The 17,853-nt window shown below is 54.0% G+C and carries 15 protein-coding genes and 1 tRNA gene; 12 read left to right on the top strand and 4 right to left on the bottom strand.

Features of this window, described 5'->3' with window-relative positions; translation table 11 throughout:
- Positions 1 to 75 precede the first annotated feature (75 nt).
- From SIB66_RS00380 to SIB66_RS00415, 8 genes are all read left to right on the top strand, one after another.
- Complete coding sequence (locus SIB66_RS00380) at positions 76 to 1,152, top strand: Mrp/NBP35 family ATP-binding protein (RefSeq protein ID WP_063407206.1); 1,077 nt, start codon at positions 76 to 78, stop codon at positions 1,150 to 1,152.
- 2 nt (positions 1,153 to 1,154) lie between these two features.
- Positions 1,155 to 2,438 carry a rod shape-determining protein RodA gene (gene rodA, locus SIB66_RS00385; protein WP_063407655.1) on the top strand — a complete coding sequence of 428 codons (1,284 nt, stop codon included), beginning with the start codon at positions 1,155 to 1,157 and terminating at the stop codon, positions 2,436 to 2,438.
- On the top strand, positions 2,435 to 3,829 hold the full coding sequence (locus SIB66_RS00390; RefSeq protein WP_236070354.1) for a sensor histidine kinase: 1,395 nt from the start codon (positions 2,435 to 2,437) through the stop codon (positions 3,827 to 3,829). Before rodA ends, SIB66_RS00390 begins: the two co-directional genes overlap by 4 nt.
- Before the next feature lie 118 nt (positions 3,830 to 3,947).
- Positions 3,948 to 4,376: a photosystem I reaction center subunit II PsaD gene (locus tag SIB66_RS00395; protein WP_063405166.1), complete on the top strand. Its 429-nt coding sequence runs from the start codon at positions 3,948 to 3,950 to the stop codon at positions 4,374 to 4,376.
- A 64-nt stretch (positions 4,377 to 4,440) separates the two neighbouring features.
- Complete coding sequence (locus SIB66_RS00400) at positions 4,441 to 5,961, top strand: anthranilate synthase component I family protein (RefSeq protein WP_063407209.1); 1,521 nt, start codon at positions 4,441 to 4,443, stop codon at positions 5,959 to 5,961.
- Positions 5,958 to 7,100 carry a glutamate--cysteine ligase gene (gene gshA, locus SIB66_RS00405; RefSeq protein ID WP_063407211.1) on the top strand — a complete coding sequence of 381 codons (1,143 nt, stop codon included), beginning with the start codon at positions 5,958 to 5,960 and terminating at the stop codon, positions 7,098 to 7,100. The genes SIB66_RS00400 and gshA overlap by 4 nt, the downstream gene beginning before the upstream one ends.
- Positions 7,097 to 10,111 carry a phosphoenolpyruvate carboxylase gene (gene ppc, locus SIB66_RS00410; protein WP_236070355.1) on the top strand — a complete coding sequence of 1,005 codons (3,015 nt, stop codon included), beginning with the start codon at positions 7,097 to 7,099 and terminating at the stop codon, positions 10,109 to 10,111. Before gshA ends, ppc begins: the two co-directional genes overlap by 4 nt.
- Positions 10,083 to 10,565 (top strand): hypothetical protein, encoded by a 483-nt coding sequence (locus SIB66_RS00415; RefSeq protein WP_063405159.1) that lies wholly within the window; start codon positions 10,083 to 10,085, stop codon positions 10,563 to 10,565. Before ppc ends, SIB66_RS00415 begins: the two co-directional genes overlap by 29 nt.
- A gap of 191 nt (positions 10,566 to 10,756) precedes the next feature.
- Here SIB66_RS00415 and SIB66_RS00420 read toward each other — a convergent pair.
- Positions 10,757 to 10,830: transfer RNA gene (locus SIB66_RS00420), tRNA-Arg, on the bottom strand.
- A 108-nt stretch (positions 10,831 to 10,938) separates the two neighbouring features.
- On the opposite strand from SIB66_RS00420, the gene recF reads away from it, so the two are divergent.
- The 3 genes from recF to SIB66_RS00435 all read left to right on the top strand — a co-directional run bounded on the left by recF (position 10,939) and on the right by SIB66_RS00435 (position 13,630).
- A complete protein-coding gene (recF, locus tag SIB66_RS00425) occupies positions 10,939 to 12,036 on the top strand; it encodes a DNA replication/repair protein RecF (RefSeq protein ID WP_236070430.1) in 1,098 nt (365 codons plus the stop codon).
- A 27-nt stretch (positions 12,037 to 12,063) separates the two neighbouring features.
- Entirely contained in the window at positions 12,064 to 12,537 is a 474-nt protein-coding gene (gene speD, locus SIB66_RS00430) for an adenosylmethionine decarboxylase (protein WP_063407214.1), read from the top strand.
- A gap of 898 nt (positions 12,538 to 13,435) precedes the next feature.
- Positions 13,436 to 13,630, top strand: a complete 195-nt coding sequence (locus SIB66_RS00435; RefSeq protein WP_413410227.1) for a hypothetical protein — start codon at positions 13,436 to 13,438, stop codon at positions 13,628 to 13,630.
- 303 nt (positions 13,631 to 13,933) lie between these two features.
- Here SIB66_RS00435 and larE read toward each other — a convergent pair whose 3' ends face one another.
- Positions 13,934 to 14,773: an ATP-dependent sacrificial sulfur transferase LarE gene (gene larE / locus SIB66_RS00440; protein ID WP_063407657.1), complete on the bottom strand. Its 840-nt coding sequence runs from the start codon at positions 14,771 to 14,773 to the stop codon at positions 13,934 to 13,936.
- Between the two features lie 76 nt (positions 14,774 to 14,849).
- Between larE and SIB66_RS00445 the strand changes: the two genes are divergently transcribed.
- Positions 14,850 to 16,058, top strand: a complete 1,209-nt coding sequence (locus SIB66_RS00445) for a cob(I)yrinic acid a,c-diamide adenosyltransferase (RefSeq protein ID WP_236070356.1) — start codon at positions 14,850 to 14,852, stop codon at positions 16,056 to 16,058.
- A 124-nt stretch (positions 16,059 to 16,182) separates the two neighbouring features.
- Here the strand turns inward: SIB66_RS00445 and moeB are convergent, their stop codons facing one another.
- Positions 16,183 to 17,355 (bottom strand): molybdopterin-synthase adenylyltransferase MoeB, encoded by a 1,173-nt coding sequence (gene moeB / locus SIB66_RS00450; protein WP_063407659.1) that lies wholly within the window; start codon positions 17,353 to 17,355, stop codon positions 16,183 to 16,185.
- A gap of 28 nt (positions 17,356 to 17,383) precedes the next feature.
- A complete protein-coding gene (locus tag SIB66_RS00455; protein ID WP_236070357.1) occupies positions 17,384 to 17,851 on the bottom strand; it encodes a M67 family metallopeptidase in 468 nt (155 codons plus the stop codon).
- Between the last annotated feature and the right edge of the window lie 2 nt (positions 17,852 to 17,853).

Below are 17,853 nucleotides of genomic sequence, written 5' to 3' on the forward strand. Positions count from 1 at the left end.
GTGTCTTTTCAGATATCGCCCTTTAGAACTGTTACGTGAGTCCACACATAGGATCCTCTCACCTGAAGGAAAGGCATGGCCACGGCCGAGCAGGCACACATTGCGCTTGATCAAGTCAAGGATTCAGGCAGCGGCCGCTCGGCTCTTGAAATGGGCTGGATTGACCAGGTCCGTGTCATTCCTCCTCGCGCCGTCATCCGTCTCACCTTGCCTGGATTTGCCCAAAGCCAAAGGGATCGATTGGCACAAGAAGCTCGACAAGTCTTACTAGAGCTCAACGGCATCAGTGAGGTACAGATTGAAATTGGAGAGACTGCCAGCCAGGGGCCTATAGGCCAGGCTGGCCATGGACAATCTGCCGAGCCCCAGGCCATCCAAGGGGTTCAGCAGATTGTCGCCGTAAGCAGTGGTAAAGGGGGTGTTGGCAAAAGCACCGTGGCCGTCAATCTGGCCTGCGCACTAGCCCAGGAGGGCCTAAGCGTGGGACTGCTCGATGCCGATATCTATGGACCAAATACTCCAACCATGCTTGGAGTCGCTGATCGTACGCCTGAGGTGAGCGGCAACGGTGCTGAGCAATGCATCATCCCGATCGAAAGTCATGGGATAGCCATGGTGTCGATGGGTCTGCTGATCGAGGAGAACCAACCAGTGATCTGGCGCGGCCCGATGCTGAACGGGATTATCCGCCAGTTCCTCTATCAGGCCTACTGGGGGGAGCGAGATGTTTTGGTGGTCGATCTACCTCCAGGCACTGGCGATGCACAGTTGTCACTAGCGCAGGCAGTTCCCATTGCGGGGGTGGTGATTGTCACCACCCCCCAGAAAGTTTCACTGCAGGATGCGCGCCGAGGACTGGCAATGTTCAAGCAAATGGGCATCAACGTGCTCGGCGTGGTCGAAAACATGACCGCCTTCGTACCTCCCGATCAACCAGAGCGTCGTTACGCCCTATTCGGCTCTGGAGGGGGAGAGCAGCTGGCGATGGAAAACAATGTCCCTCTGCTGGCACAAATCCCTATGGAAATGCCTGTGCAAGAGGGGGGCAATGAAGGTAGCCCCATCGTTCATAGCCGACCCGAATCAGTGAGTGCCAAAGCCTTCAAGCAATTAGCCAAACAAGTTCTGGATTGCGCCTCCAAGGCCACCTGACCATGCTTTCAAGCCAGAGGCGGCGACTCAATGGTGGCAAGTCCTTCCGTTCTAAGGGGCATCTACGCAGATGGTGGAAAGAACTGGATCTTGTGCTCTGGGGGGTGCCAGTGACCATGGTGATCCTTGCGGGCGTCCTGATCGCCAGCACTCAAAGACAGGCTGATTACGCCGACTGGTATCACCACTGGATCACCGCTGGATTGGGATGCTTGGTCGCTCTGTTGCTGGCCCGATTGCCAGTCCAGAGACTGCGGCCGCTATTAATTCCCCTCTACGCACTCACTGTTCTGAGCCTGGTAGCCGTTCGCCTAATCGGCACCTCCGCCCTAGGCGCTCAGCGGTGGATCAGCATCGCTGGGGTGAATGTTCAGCCATCTGAATTCGCCAAACTGGCAGCAATACTCCTTTTGGCAGCAGTACTCGACCGCCACCCGATAGAACGCCCCATCGACCTGATGAGGCCTTTGGCCGTGATTTCTGTGCCCTGGACACTGGTCTTCCTGCAACCGGATCTCGGCAGTTCACTCGTGTTCGGCGCCCTGCTAGTGACAATGCTCTATTGGGCTGACATGCCCTGGGAATGGGTCCTGTTGCTCCTATCGCCTCTAGCCACAGCACTCCTTGCAGGGCTATGGCCTTGGACTCTCTGCGCATGGCTCCCTCTGATGGGTTTCCTGGCCTATCGCTCACTGCCATGGAAACGCCTGGCCGCTTCGCTCACTTTGGCGCTGCAAGGAATCGTGGCTGTTACCACCCCTTGGCTTTGGTTGCATGGCCTCAAGGACTATCAAAGAGAACGGCTGGTGCTGTTTCTCGATCCCACCAAAGACCCCCTAGGTGGTGGCTATCACCTCCTGCAAAGCACTGTGGGCATTGGCTCTGGCGGGCTATTTGGCACAGGGCTGCTGCAAGGTCAACTCACCAAGCTACGTTTCATCCCCGAGCAGCACACCGATTTCATCTTCAGTGCCCTAGGAGAAGAAACTGGCTTCATCGGGACCATCCTTGTCGTAACAGGCTTCGCGCTACTCATGGGACGCCTACTACAAGTTGCCAGAGAAGCCCGCACTGACTTCGAATCACTGGTTGTCATAGGCGTCGCCACGATGGTGATGTTCCAAGTGGTCGTGAACATCTTTATGACCATTGGCCTTGGTCCTGTAACTGGTATCCCCTTACCATTTATGAGCTATGGCCGCTCAGCAATGGTGGTGAACTTCGTAGCACTTGGACTCTGCCTTTCGGTGGCACGCCGAGGCCACACAAGACTCAACAACTGGTGAGCGATTCCATCTCGCTCTCCACGATCCAACAACGACTTGCAGAAGGTGTCACTCCTGGCCGGGTCGATGAAGCCACCGTTCGACGCCTGTGGTGGGCAGCTCTGGACACCTTGCAAGACGACATCCTGCTGCCCATGGATCCTGAAAAGGGGCTTTGGCTGGCAGCACCCCTACCTGCGCTCTATGAGCCAAGACTGCTCGAACGCTTAAAAGGATGGGTCTGGGCACCAGACGAGCTCGAAACCCTCCATTCTCCTCAAGGCGGCCTCTTGCCTCCCAGTCGCGTGAGGTCATCAATCCATGAGAGAAGCAATTCAGCCGTCGGGGGCTATCAACGGTTACCACTGCGCCAAAACGATGGTCATGAGCCCCTTCTGCTGATCATTACCCCGGATGTTCAAATTGCCCTGGCACTGCATGGCAAACCCGCAGAGCGCCATCTGTTAATGCGCAGTGATCCAGAAACTCTCAGTGATCTCTTGAAGATGCTGGACCTGAGACTGAACAGCGAAGACCCTGGCCATGCCATTGAGCTTCGTCAGGCTTTGGCAAACCTAGGCCCCTTACAAAGCAACCCTGAACTAGAAAAAATCTTCTGGCCTCGACTTGCGGAACGGTTGGCCGGCATGGCCCCAAGTCTCACACTGCAACCGATTCCTGAAAGATCACACCCGGCCAAGTTCAGAGGAGAAGCCAATCAAGAAACGAGTGCTGAACTCATTCTGCTGGAGGCACTCACTCATGAGGTGCGAACCCCACTAGCAACCATTCGAACCCTGATCCACTCCCTGCTGCGGCGAAGTGACCTTCCTGGTGTCGTAGTCAAACGTCTCAAACAGATCGATGCTGAGTGCACTGAGCAAATTGATCGATTCGGGCTCATTTTTCATGCCGCAGAACTTCAGCGGCAGCCGCCAGAAGCGTCCATGCTCGCCCATACCGACCTCGGCGCCATGCTGGCCATGCTTCATCCAGCCTGGCGTCAGCAGCTCGAACGCCGCGGGGTAGGACTCCAGATCGATATCACCCCTGATTTGCCAGAAGTTCTTAGTGATCCAAGACGTCTTGAACCGATGCTGGGTGGATTAATTGATCGCACGAGCCGCGGCCTGCCAGCAGGTGGCAGCCTATCGCTCACGCTTCGCCCTGCGGGCCCCCGCCTAAAGCTTCAAATCCTCAGCCAAATACCCAATCATGAAGATCAAGGAGCCAGCAGTAGGGATCAAAAGGCTGCTCTAGGCCCAGTGCTGAGCTGGGACCCCAAAACCGGCAGCCTGCAACTCAGCCAAGCTGCAACCCAACGAATGCTGGCTAGCTTGGGTGGGTGGCTAACACAGCGTCGGGACAAAGGTCTCACAGTATTTTTTCCCATCGCTGAGGAAAAACTTTGAACTCCAAAACAAGCCACAATGTTGACGGGTGTGAAGCTTGCTGCCAAGCAGTGCCATAGGGCACAAAACGCAGTGCTACTTTTCACCAGTAACGGTATGCCGATTCTCGAGGTTACTCATGACAGCAACGGCGTTAACAGGTCAGTATCCCAAGTATCTAGGGAGCACCGGGGGCCTTCTAAATTCCGCTGAAACCGAAGAGAAGTACGCCATAACTTGGAGCAGCACAACAGCTCAGGCGTTCGAACTACCCACTGGCGGCGCAGCTGAAATGAATGAGGGCGAGAACCTCATGTATTTCGCTCGCAAAGAACAATGCCTCGCGTTAGGCACTCAACTGCGTACCTTCAAACCCAAGATTGAAGACTACAAAATTTATCGCGTCTTCCCAGGTGGTGACACCGAATTCCTGCATCCAAAAGACGGCGTATTCCCCGAGAAAGTCAATGAAGGGAGGGTTATGGTGAACGTCAACAATCGACGGATCGGAGAAAACGCCAATCCAGCGAAATTAAAATTCAGCGGGCGCAACACCTACGACGCCTGAGTCCCTTTCGCCTGAAGGGTACGGGGATCTTCAACCACTCGGCACCAGCTGCGAAGATTCCCTCATGCTCAGCTCTGATCGTGCCCATTTCTTTGAGATGGCTGCTAGTGGTGCCAATTTCATTCCTTTGGCCCGCAGTTGGCCAGCGGATCTGGAGACCCCTCTCACAACTTGGTTAAAAGTTGGGGCAGATCATCCCCCTGGAGTCTTACTCGAATCGGTCGAAGGGGGTGAAACTCTTGGGCGCTGGAGTGTGGTTGCCTGCAATCCACTTTGGACAGCCACCTGCCGAGGGAAACACCTCACACGTCGTTGGCGAGAAGGAGGAACTGATGAAGCCATCGGCAACCCTTTTGAAGGCCTCAGGCAATGGCTTGCTCCTTATCGCACCGCAACCCTGCCAGGCCTACCCCCCCTTGGCCAGCTCTATGGAATGTGGGGTTTTGAACTGATCAAGTGGGTTGAACCCACAGTGCCCGTTCACTTAAGGGACAACAACGATCCGCCTGATGGCATCTGGATGCTGATGGACAGCATCTTGATCATTGATCAAGTCAAACGCCTCATCACTGCCGTGGCATACGCAGACCTGAGTGGCGAGCAAACGGCTAACGAAGCTTGGGACAAGGCACAAGCACGCATTCAAGACCTAGAAAAGTGCATGGCGGAACCACTTGCGCCGATTCAACCACTGCAATGGCAACCAAAAAGTCAATCTCCACCTTCCACCATCAGTAACTACAGCCAACAAGGCTTTGAGGAGGCAGTTCAAACCGCCAAGCAACACATCGCCGCAGGTGATGTGTTCCAGCTTGTAATCAGTCAACGGCTGGAGACCAGAGTTCCTCAACAGCCACTTGAGCTCTACCGAAGTCTGCGGATGGTGAATCCTTCTCCATATATGGCTTTCTTTGACTTCGGCGACTGGCAGCTGATTGGCTCAAGTCCTGAGGTCATGGTCAAGGCGGAGCCTGTCGCCGATGGCATTAAGGCCAGCCTTCGGCCTATTGCCGGCACGCGTCAGCGTGGCGGCAACGAACTTGAGGACCACAATCTTGAAGCAGAGTTGATGGCAGATCCCAAGGAACGTGCCGAGCATGTGATGTTGGTTGATCTTGGCCGCAATGACCTTGGACGCGTTTGCAGGCCGGGCAGTGTGACGGTGAAAGAGCTGATGGTGATCGAGAAATATTCCCACGTCATGCACATCGTCAGTGCAGTGGAAGGTGTGCTTGCCAAAGGCAAGGATGTTTGGGATCTACTCATGGCCTCATTCCCAGCAGGCACGGTCAGTGGCGCCCCAAAGATCAGAGCCATGCAGCTCATTCATGAGCTCGAACCCGACTCAAGAGGACCTTATTCAGGTGTGTATGGGTCCATCGATCTCAACGGTGCTCTGAATACAGCTATAACCATTCGCACAATGATTGTGCGGCCCCATCCTGAAGGCGGCTGGCAAGTCAAGGTTCAAGCAGGCGCTGGTGTGGTGGCCGATTCCATCCCCACCAAGGAATACGAAGAGACCCTCAACAAGGCAAGGGGAATGCTCACAGCCCTGGCCTGCCTCGAGTCCCACAAGTCATGAATAGCCGGCTGCTACTTAAGGGGTTCGAAGTGGAGCTGTTCACAGGACGCTTCAGCGGTGAGCACGTCGGCGTAGCTACTGCCGTAGCAAGCGATCTTGCTGATTTCGTCACAGAACCAGACCACCGAAATCTGGAATACATCACTGAGCCAAATCAACACTACGGCCCATTGAGGGAAGCCCTGCTGGCTCCTAGACGAAGACTGCGCCAATGGTTGGTTCCACGGCAGCTCACATTGATTCCTGGTAGCACCCTCAGCCTGGGCGACAGTCATCACTTTGAACGATCTGATCCGCTCAACCCCTATCACGATTTGATTGAGGCCAACTACGGCACCAGGGTGGTCACCACCAGTGTCCACATCAACCTAGGGCTTGAAGATCTACCGATGCTGTTTGCTGCGCTGCGCTTGGTGCGTTGTGAAGCAGCCCTCTTTCTTGCCCTGAGTGCAAGCTCCCCCTTCCTCGATGGCCAGCCCACGGGAAGCCACTCTCAGCGATGGCTGCAATTTCCACTCACTCCAGAGCGGGTACCACTCTTCCAAAACCATCCTGACTATGTCGCTTGGGTTGAAGCACAACTGGCCACTGGCACGATGCAAAATGAGCGTCATCTATGGACCTCAGTACGGCCAAACGGACCTCGGCGCCCCTATCAACTCAACCGTCTAGAGCTGCGCATCTGCGACTTAATCACCGATCCCGATGTTCTGCTTGCAGTGACTGCCCTAATCGAACTTCGCGTGCTCAGCCTTCTTCAGAACCCAAGCCAAATGGATCCACTCAAAGTGAGTCGACTAACCACCGATGAACTTGCTGATCTTTGTGATGCAAATGATTCTGCTGTCGCTCAAATGAGCCTGGACGCAACCCTGCACCACTGGCGAGATGGGAGCCCCATCCTGTGCCGCTCCTGGATCGAGACAATGCTCGAGGGAATCATTCCGATCAGTAGAGATCTAGGTCTGGAGAAACAACTTGCACCGCTGCATAGGGTCCTAAATAAGGGCAATCAAGCCATTCAATGGCTACAGAGCTATGCCGATGGCAAGTCTGTGGAAGCTGTCATTCAAGACAGCATTGCCGAAATGAACGCCGAAGAGCTCAACGCAAGCAAAGCCGAGGCCATTTTGGGATGATCATGGCCAAACCTGAGTCCACTAGCGCATCGATGCAGCAGTCTTCCGCCCAAAAAACTGATTGCGAACGGCCCAGAGCAATCGGGGAAGGGCAGCAGGCAGGACGCTTACTGCAGAACCGCCTTGAACTGGTGGAAGACCTTTGGCAAACGGTGCTACGCAGCGAATGTCCACCGGATCAGGCAGAACGACTACTTCGACTAAAGCAACTCAGTGAACCTTTGGCCCTTGAAGGTGCAGATGAGAACAGTGCCAGCAGAGCAATCGTGCTGTTGATCCAAGAGATGGACCTGGCAGAAGCGATCACCGCAGCACGCGCCTTCTCCCTCTATTTCCAACTGGTGAATATCCTCGAGCAACGGATCGAGGAAGACAGCTACCTCGCAAGTATGTCCTCTGGCCAAGAAAACAACCGCCAAGACAAACCCTATGACCCCTTTGCTCCACCGCTCGCCACGCAGACAGACCCAGCCACATTCAGGGAGCTGTTCGAACGACTTCGCCGTCTCAACGTGCCACCAGCTCAGCTGGAGACCCTTCTACAGGAGATGGATATCCGCCTCGTTTTCACTGCTCATCCCACTGAAATCGTCCGTCATACCGTTCGCCATAAGCAACGCAAGGTTGCAAGCCTGTTGCAGCAGTTTCAATCAGATCCAACAAAATCGACATCTGAGAAAGAAAGCCTGAGACTGCAGCTTGAGGAGGAGATCAGGCTCTGGTGGCGGACCGATGAGCTTCATCAGTTCAAGCCCTCCGTTCTGGATGAGGTGGATTACGCCCTCCACTATTTCCAACAGGTGCTTTTTGATGCCATGCCCCAGCTACGGCGTCGCCTGATCACTGCAATGGCCGAGAGCTATCCGGACGTACACATTCCACAAGCTGCCTTCTGCACGTTTGGATCTTGGGTTGGATCAGACAGAGACGGCAATCCTTCCGTTACACCAGAAATCACCTGGCGCACCGCCTGTTATCAACGTCAGCTGATGCTGGAGCGCTATGTCAATGCCGTTCAAAAACTCCGTGATCAACTCAGCATCTCCATGCAATGGAGCCAGGTAAGCACTCCACTGTTGGAGTCACTGGAAATGGACCGGCTTCGATTCCCCGAGGTTTACGAGGAACGCGCAGCCCGCTATCGACTCGAGCCTTATCGCCTCAAACTCAGCTACACCCTGGAGAGGTTGAAACTCACTCAACAACGCAACCAGCAATTGGCCGAAGCAGGCTGGCAAACCCCACCAGAAGGCCTAAACCCCAGCCCCAATCGAATTAATGCGGGAGAAGCCCTTCACTACAAATCAGTAGCAGAATTCCGCAGCGACCTAGAACTGATCCGCAACAGTCTTGTCAGCACAGATCTGAGCTGTGAGCCTCTGGATACCCTCTTAAATCAGGTCCACATCTTCGCTTTCTCGCTAGCCAGCCTTGACATCCGCCAGGAGAGCAATCGCCATAGCGATGCTCTCGACGAATTAACCCGCTACCTAAACCTCCCTAAGGCCTATGGCGACATGGCAGAAAATGAGCGAGTGCAATGGTTAATGGAGGAACTACAGACTCGCCGCCCCCTGATCCCCTCTGCCGTTATCTGGTCGCCCAGTACAGCAGAAACGGTGGCCGTGTTTCGCATGCTGCACCGACTGCAGGAGGAATTCGGCAGCCGAATCTGCCGCACATATGTGATCTCAATGAGTCACACAGTTTCCGATCTACTCGAGGTGCTGCTGCTCGCCAAAGAAGCCGGCCTCGTGGATCCGGCTGCTGGCCATGCCGAACTGCTTGTGGTGCCCCTCTTCGAAACCGTAGAGGATCTCCAGCGGGCTCCAGCAGTAATGGAGGCACTTTTGAGTTCACCTGTCTACCGCAATTTGCTCCCTCGTGTAAGCGAACAGGTCCAACCTTTGCAGGAGCTGATGCTTGGCTATTCGGACAGCAACAAAGACTCCGGATTTCTATCCAGCAATTGGGAGATCCATCAAGCCCAAATTGCCCTGCAAGATCTAGCTAACCGCCAGGGTGTGGCTCTGCGCCTTTTCCATGGACGCGGTGGATCTGTTGGCAGAGGAGGTGGCCCTGCCTACCAAGCAATCCTTGCCCAACCAAGCGGAACCGTGCGCGGCCGAATCAAGATCACTGAGCAGGGAGAAGTACTGGCATCGAAATACAGCCTGCCCGAGCTAGCCCTTTACAACCTAGAAACATTCACAACAGCCGTCCTGCAAAACAGTCTGGTAACCAACCAGCTAGATGCCACCCCAAGTTGGAACCAACTGATGACCAGACTGGCTGGCCGTTCACGTGAGCACTATCGGGCCCTCGTCCACAACAACCCTGATCTGGTGGCCTTCTTCCAACAGGTCACGCCGATCGAAGAAATCAGCAAATTGCAAATCTCCAGCCGTCCTGCTCGACGCAAAAGCGGCGCCAAGGACCTCTCTAGTCTGAGAGCGATCCCCTGGGTATTTGGCTGGACGCAAAGTCGCTTCCTGCTACCGAGCTGGTTTGGCGTTGGAACAGCATTAGCCGCTGAAGTCGAATCAGACGCTGACCAGCTTGATCTTCTACGCAGACTGCACCAACGCTGGCCATTCTTCCGAATGCTGATCTCCAAAGTGGAGATGACCCTTTCAAAAGTAGACCTAGACCTGGCCCATCACTACATGACTAGCCTTGGCCGCGAAGATTACCGTGAAGCCTTTAAGCGTATCTTCGAGATCATCGAAACGGAGTACAGCCTCACCCGCCGGTTGGTCTTAAACATCACAGGACAACCCAGGTTGCTCGGTGCCGATCCCGCCCTACAGCTATCAGTCGATCTTCGCAATCGCACGATCGTGCCCCTTGGGTTTCTGCAAGTGGCCCTGCTTCGCAAGCTGCGTGATCAGAACCGGCAGCCACCCATGAACGATGCTGGCGATGGTCGCACTTACAGCCGCAGCGAACTGCTAAGAGGCGCACTGCTCACCATTAACGGCATTGCTGCAGGCATGCGCAACACCGGTTGAAACCACCTTGCTTGCCTTTCTTCAACAGCCCGAACTCCCCCCCGGCTTCCGGCTAGACCTTGAACAGCCACCCAATCCTCAAGCACTAAACAAACTTCTCGCTCGTTGCAGAGAAGCCACTCACACTTCAGAGCAATGGGCCCTGGCCTTTGAGCGAAGCGTTTGGCATCTAAGCATTATTGAACAAGAAAAAGGAACCCTGGTTGGTTTTGTGCGCGCCACAAGCGACCATGGCCTCAATGTCAACCTCTGGAATCTCGTCGCCCAACCCGGCTCATTACAAGCACAATTGCTTGCAGTTCTCGTACATCAAGCGCTTGACAATTTGCGCCGAATTCTGCCTGGTTGCAGCATCTCAATATTGGCACCTGCCATCTCCCTCAAAGCATTGAAGGATCAAGGCTTCATTATTGATCCAGATGGCATAAGAGCGATGAGTTATCGACTCCGCTAAGTCGTCGAGTCAACATCGTTATCGGATCCTTCCAGCAGCAAGAAAAACCACGCTTGTGACCCAAGCATGGCTAGAGAACTGCAGCACTCTGGCCATCTTTGCATGACCGACTACAACCTGAATTGAGATCAGCTCCTCAACTGAACGATGCCACTGAAAGCTCTAGAAGAGTATGGGAGCTAAAGCAAATACGAGCATGGAGGGACTCGAACCCCCGACCCTCAGAACCGGAATCTGATGCTCTATCCAACTGAGCTACATGCCCACAAATATCGGCTGGATGCCGCTATATGAGAGCAACTCTCAAGCCCCCTCAATCAAGGTACCTTAACCTCATGCCGCTCCAAGACCGATTCGGCTTCACCAGCTCGAACTGCAGGGGTATCGCAATTACAGCAGGCTTCAGCTGGAGTTGACGGAAAATCGGCTGCTGGTCATTGGCCCCAACGGCATCGGCAAATCCAACCTTCTCGAAGCCGTAGAGCTACTCGGCAGCCTGCGCTCGCATCGCGCCAGCAGCGATCAAGACTTGATCCACTGGGAAGAACAGCGGGCCCTACTTCGCGCCATCGCTGATGACACTGAGAAGCTCGAACTGGAATTGCGGCGGCAAGGAGGTCGACAAGCCCGCCGCAACGGCAAAACGCTCACCCGCCAATTGGATCTAATCGGTCCACTGCGTTGCGTGGGGTTTAGCTCTATCGATCTCAATCTCGTTCGAGGCGAGCCTGCCCTGCGGCGCCAATGGCTTGATCGCGTCGTACAACAACTTGAACCGATCTATTCAGATCTGATCAGTCGCTTCAACAAGCTGCTGCGTCAGCGAAGCCAGCTGTGGCGTCAGTGGCGCCACAGCCCGATTCAGGAGCGTGATTCCCTCTTGGATGCCTTCGATGTACAGATGGCTTTAGTCAGCACTCGCATTCATCGACGTCGCAGTCGAGCTCTCGCCCGCCTTGAACCACTTGCAGCCCGATGGCAGGAAACCCTCAGCAAACGCAAGGAACGGTTGCGACTCGACTATCAGCCAGGGAGCCAACTCGAAGGTGAGGAAGCGGAAGAACCTTGGAGGTTGGCGATCGAAACGCAACTCCTCGGCCAGCGCAGTGAGGAGGAACGGTTAGGAAGTTGCCGGATCGGTCCTCACCGCGACGAGGTGAGATTGCTACTCAACGATTCAGAAGCGCGCCGCTTTGGCTCAGCAGGACAACAGCGAACCGTGGTGCTGGCGCTCAAGCTTGCCGAACTAGAACTGGTAGGCGAACTCTGCGGTGAACCCCCTCTGCTGTTATTGGATGACGTTCTTGCGGAACTGGATCCCGGCAGACAGTTGCTGCTGCTCGAGGCTGTAGGAGAGAAACATCAGTGCCTCGTTAGCGCGACCCATTTGGAAGGCTTCCAGGATGAATGGCAACAACAATCACAGATCATCGAAGCAGGATCTTTAAATCGATCGGAAGAGGTCCGCTAAGGTGGCGAGCTGATTTTTATTGCCTTGATGGAGAGAACCCTGTCTTGCTTGCATCCCAATCCAGGATGGGAAGACACCAATTGCCAAGACAACACAAGCTCCATCAATCACAGCGCCACCGACATGGTGGGCAAGCACTGCATCCTCGAGCTTTATGACTGCGATCACACCAAGCTCAATGACGAGGCCTTTCTGAGAACCACGATCACAACAGCAGCCAAGCGTGCTGGTGCCACTCTTCTCAATCTGATCACCCACCGATTTGAACCTCAGGGGGTCACAGGGCTTGCCCTTCTAGCTGAATCGCATCTCTCCATCCACACATGGCCTGAGAATGGTTATGCCGCGGTGGATGTCTTCACTTGCGGCGATCAAACGATGCCGGAACAAGCTTGTGAGCTCTTACGCCAGGAACTTGGCGCCAAAAGCCATGCACTAAAGAGCTTCCAACGGAAAACACCAGCAGCTCTAGCGACCGCAGTTCGCCATCCAAAGGCTTAATCAGCTAGCCACAGCGACCTGCTGAAACCAATACTGAAGCATTTGAGTGATCGTTACAGGCACTTCTAAAAGGCAAGGTGTATCTCAACACCTACTCACATTGCCCCATTCATCCACCTTCCGGTTCGTAGTGGCTTGAGATTCAGAGACTAGTGACTAGTCAAGCCTCCTGTCATGCTCAAACTTATCCAAATGCTCTTCTTCTAACCTCAACCTTTGCTATTCCCTTTTGCGATAATCGTCTCTCTTTCTCTCTTCTAAAGTAAGAGCTTGCCCCAGCCCAATCATCATTCCATTCAGTTCATCAAATCTTTTGTTCATTAGCCCTAGCATTTTTCTAAGTCTTTGACGGCTAATTCTGTTTAACTGAGCTGTTCTTGAGACTCCTTCAGCAGTTCCGATGTAGATTTCATAGCAAGTACTGTACTGAAAAGTATTTGAATACAGAGAAATTTCCTAGCGAAAGAGTGACCACAACGTTCTAACCATTTGACCAAGTCGTTCCAACCACTTATCTACAACCACAACAAACACTGGATATTTAGAGAAGGAAGATAAGAGCCTAGTCAATATAAATCCAGGAGCGAGAGAATAATTCAACATGAACACAGGTTCGGTTTACTCTCCATTTCTTAGCCATTAGCAATGTTACATATGCCATAGGCTTAAAGGCCCTTATAAGTCAAGGGGTAGTTGCCAGGGCATCTAAGACCTAGGTCTTCAAGTTCCGTTTTTCACCGAGAGGGAAAGGACGTTCAGCAGGAAAAAACTGTTAATTCTCCCTCCCATGTGGCTCCCAAGCAGCCTCTCTAGCTGCTGGACTTTGATGTGCAGAAATGCTCATGGTTGATTCTGCAAAAGTCTGTATTGTTTGCGAGCTGGAAGCGCAGCCGAAGGTTTGCCACCAGCACACCCAAACAGCATTGAGTACTTGGATAAGAACACAGCCATTCGTGAGGCAGAGGTGCTTCGAATTGAGGCATCCCTCGCCGCAAAGCCCCATAGCCAACAAACCTTGGCCAACCTCCCAGCTACCAAGAAGACGACTAGTCGTCGCTCTGCTCGCCCTGAATCAAGCTCAAATCAAAACTAAAAGTCCTCCTTTTTTCCTGCGTTATCAAGATGCAGGCCTACAAGGAATAGGGCATCTCAACAGCCACCCTTGTTAGCCCTCGCGGCCCAAGAGCCAGCAGAGCTAGCTCTAACGACCTGATTCCCCATAAAGCACCAGACAAGCTGTTGTTGCCCTACTCGCGCAGCTGGTGGAGCAGCGAGAACGACCTTTCAGGCTTGTGGCCTATGACATCAGCCACAGCAGCAAGCTCAATCATCCGCAGATAGCAACTCAGTCAAGAGGAGTCGCGAAAGGGATACAGCTTCAAGCCATTGCCCGCCTTCAATGCACTTGGCCAGTGCGATTGAGCTTGCCGCTGACCAAACCTTCCAGATCAAGGCTGATGGAGGTGAAACCCAGCGAAAGGAAATGCGCGACGACCTGCTCACGATCCAACTCAAGCACCACATCCTCAATCCGATCAGCGGGGACTTCAATGCGTGCAGCCAAGCCCTGGCTGCGCACTCGCACCTCAGCAAAACCCAGCGTTCTTAACCAGGCTTCAGCCAGACCAACCTGACGCAACCGTTGAGCGTTGATGCTATTGCCATAGGGAAAACGTGATGCCAGGCAGGGCTGCGCAGGCTTATCCCACCAAGGGAATCCAAGAGCTCGTGACATCTGACGTACACCTGCCTTGCCAATCTCTAATTCAGCCAGCGGAGAACGCACACCCGCCTGACGGCCCGCATCAATGCCAGGTCGATGCTCTCCCAAGTCGTCGTGATTCACGCCATCCACCACCTGAGCTCCACCGGCTGATTGCGCAATCGGGCCCAGATGCCGATGTAATTCACGCTTACAAGCAAAACAACGGTCTGTGGGATTGCTGCTATAGGCCGGATCATCCAATTCCTGAGTCATGCATTCCTGGTGACGAATCTCAATCCAGGCAGCCTGCTGACGGGCCTCATCGAGAAGCTCAGGGGCAAGTGCAGGAGAAACCCCTGTCACAGCAAAGGCTTGAGGCCCAAGTTGTTCCCGCGCAATCGCTGCCACTAGTGCACTATCAACTCCACCGGAATAGGCCACACAAACACGTCCAAAACTGGCAAGACGCTTGCGCAACATCTGCAACTGGGCATACTCCCGCTCCGGCAGAGGTTCCAACTGCCGAAACACCGCTGCACCAGCCGTCCCAGCAACCACCTTCTCAGCCCATCGATCTCGTTAAGCTCCAACCGTAGAGGACCCGTCAATGGCTTCGCAGACGGCAGCATCCAAGACACCCAGAAATCGCCAAACATCAAGCGGCAGAAGAGGACGTGGGATTGGCATCGCGACCGCAGCCGAAAGCAATGAACGCAGTCATGGCCAACTGCACATCTATGACGGCGAGGGAAAAGGTAAAAGTCAGGCCGCTCTTGGTGTTGTCCTACGCACCATCGGGCTGGGGATCTGCGAGCAACGACGAACCAGGGTGCTGCTGCTTCGATTCCTCAAAGGCCCAGGCCGCGCCTACGACGAAGATGCTGCTATTGAGGCACTGCAACAGGGCTTCCCTCACCTAATCGACCAAGTGCGCACAGGTCGGGGTGAATTTTTCATCGCCCAGGACGCTACCCATTTTGATCGCCAAGAAGCCCAACGCGGCTGGGATATCGCCAAGGGAGCCATCGCCAGCGCCCTCTATTCAGTCGTTGTGCTTGATGAACTCAATCCCGTGCTGGATCTAGGCCTGCTGGCTGTTGACGATGTGGTCAAAACACTCACCGACCGACCTGACGGCATGGAGATCATCGTCACCGGACGGGCCGCTCCACGAGCCCTGGTTCAGGTGGCCGATCTGCATTCCGAAATGCGCGCCCATCGTCGTCCGGAGCCTCAGGATGACAGCGTCATTCCCTTCCTTCCCACCGGTGGAATTGAGATCTACACCGGTGAGGGCAAAGGCAAATCCACCAGTGCCCTAGGCAAGGCTCTACAGGCCATTGGCCGTGGCATCAGCCAAGACAAAAGCCATCGCGTGTTGATCTTGCAGTGGCTTAAAGGTGGCAATGGCTACACCGAAGACGCTGCCATTGCAGCCTTAAGAGAAAGCTATCCCCACCTTGTTGATCATCTTCGCTCCGGCCGGGATGCCATCGTCTGGCGAGGTCAACAACAACCGATCGATTACGTCGAAGCAGAGCGCGCATGGGAAATTGCCAGAGCCGCCATCGCCAGTGGGCTCTATAAAACTGTCATCCTCGATGAACTCAATCCCAGCGTGGATCTTGAACTGATTCCTGTGGAGCCGATTGTTCAGACCCTTCTCCGCAAGCCGGCCGAAACCGAAGTCATCATCACCGGCCGCTGCAAAAACCAACCTGCCTACTTCGATCTGGCCGGCGTCCACTCAGAAATGGTGTGCCACAAGCACTACGCCGAACAGGGCGTAGACCTCAAGCGAGGCGTGGATTACTAAAGCAATCCTCAACAAAGAAGCTTTTTAGGTTGACTGACCTAAACGCCTACCGCAGCTGGTAATTATTGAAGCGGGCTGATTGAAATCCCTTCAACAATGAGTCCCTATATAAATCACGATCCACTCAGTAGCGAGGCAATGAGCGATCAACTTCCTTGGCCCAAGCATCAATGCCACCAGTCACATTGACACCTTCAATGCCATGACGCTTGAGAATGGTCAAAGCCTTTGCCGAGCGACCACCCAGCTTGCAGTAAACATACAGTCGCCGGCCAGAGGCCAACTGCCTGACCTTCTCAATCGCCTCGCCACTCTCAATCTTGTTCAACGGGATCAATTCTGAACCAGCAATGCAAGCAATCTCAGCCTCATTGGGATTACGCACATCCACCAGGGCAAAATCCTTAGCGCCAAGATCGAATAAAGACTTGAGATCCTGAACTGAAATGCTCTCCAACCCAGCAGCCTTCTCTTGAGCTGGTTTATCAGCACCAGAAGCACAAAAGTCTTGATAATCAATGAGCTGATCAATCACAACTCGCGGTTGACTCGGGCGCAAAGCCATCTCCCGAAACGTCATCGCCAAGGCATCAACAACCAGCAGCCGACCACTCAACGTCGTGCCGATACCAGTAATGATTTTAATGACCTCCGCGGACTGAATTAAACCAATCAATCCCGGAAGGATCCCCATCACACCACCTTCGACGCAAGAAGGCACCAAGCCAGCGGGTGGCGGTTCGGGCACCAGATCACGATAGTTAGGGCTCTCAGCATCAAGGTTAAACACCGTGGCCTGACCTTCAAAGCGATGAATCGATCCATAAATACTGGGCTTACCTAAAAGAACACAAGCGTCATTCACCAGGTAACGGCTAGGGAAATTATCAGTGCAGTCACAAACAATGTCGTACGGCTGAATGATCTCAAAAGCGTTATCTCGCGTCAGCGCTTTCTCGTAGACATCCACTTGACAATGGGGATTGATTTCAAGGATGCGAGCCCGAGCAGAATGCGTTTTTGCTTGACCTACCCAACTCGTGCCATGGATCACCTGGCGCTGCAAATTAGAGAGCTCAACAACATCGAAATCGACAATCCCGATATTGCCTACACCAGCAGCAGCCAAATAAAGCAGCAACGGCGAACCGAGCCCGCCACTACCCACACACAACACAGAAGCCATCTTGAGTCGTTTCTGACCATTCATCCCAACCTCTGGCAGGGTGAGATGACGAGAAAAACGCTCTAACTCATCGGGGCTCAGGTCTACATCAACGGTTTCGTGAAGACCCATAGGGGAAAGAGTGCCGCTAGCTATGCCCTTACCACTGTCCCAAATGCGCAACCTCATGCTGCTGGCCAGGTTGCACTCCTGTCAGCCACCAAGCGCGCACATTGCCTGAACCAGCCACGATCACCAGTAACGACGGCACAGTGGCCCAGCGATGATCCATAAGGGACGGCACAGCCTCACCGCCAGGATGAGAATGGGCACTGCCCAACACCTGCCAATTGTGCTCTCTGGCAAAGCGTTGAGCCTGCAACTGTTCACGAGGATCCAAAGCAAAGCGACACTTGCGTGATGGCAGCAACTCAGCCCCAAGACTCGGATCATTCGAGCCTTCAGGGAGGCTTGACATTCCAGGCTCCCATACATTGCAGCAAGGCCAAATCAGCCGAACATTCCAGATCCTGCCGCCTTGATCACTATTAGAATCATCTTGATGACCCAATAAAAGAGCACATCCCTCAAATGGCGCCACAGCCAATAAGCTGCGACGAAGAACCATCA

Source organism: Prochlorococcus sp. MIT 1318 (assembly GCF_047304505.1).
In the GTDB taxonomy this organism is placed as follows: domain Bacteria; phylum Cyanobacteriota; class Cyanobacteriia; order PCC-6307; family Cyanobiaceae; genus Prochlorococcus; species Prochlorococcus marinus_D.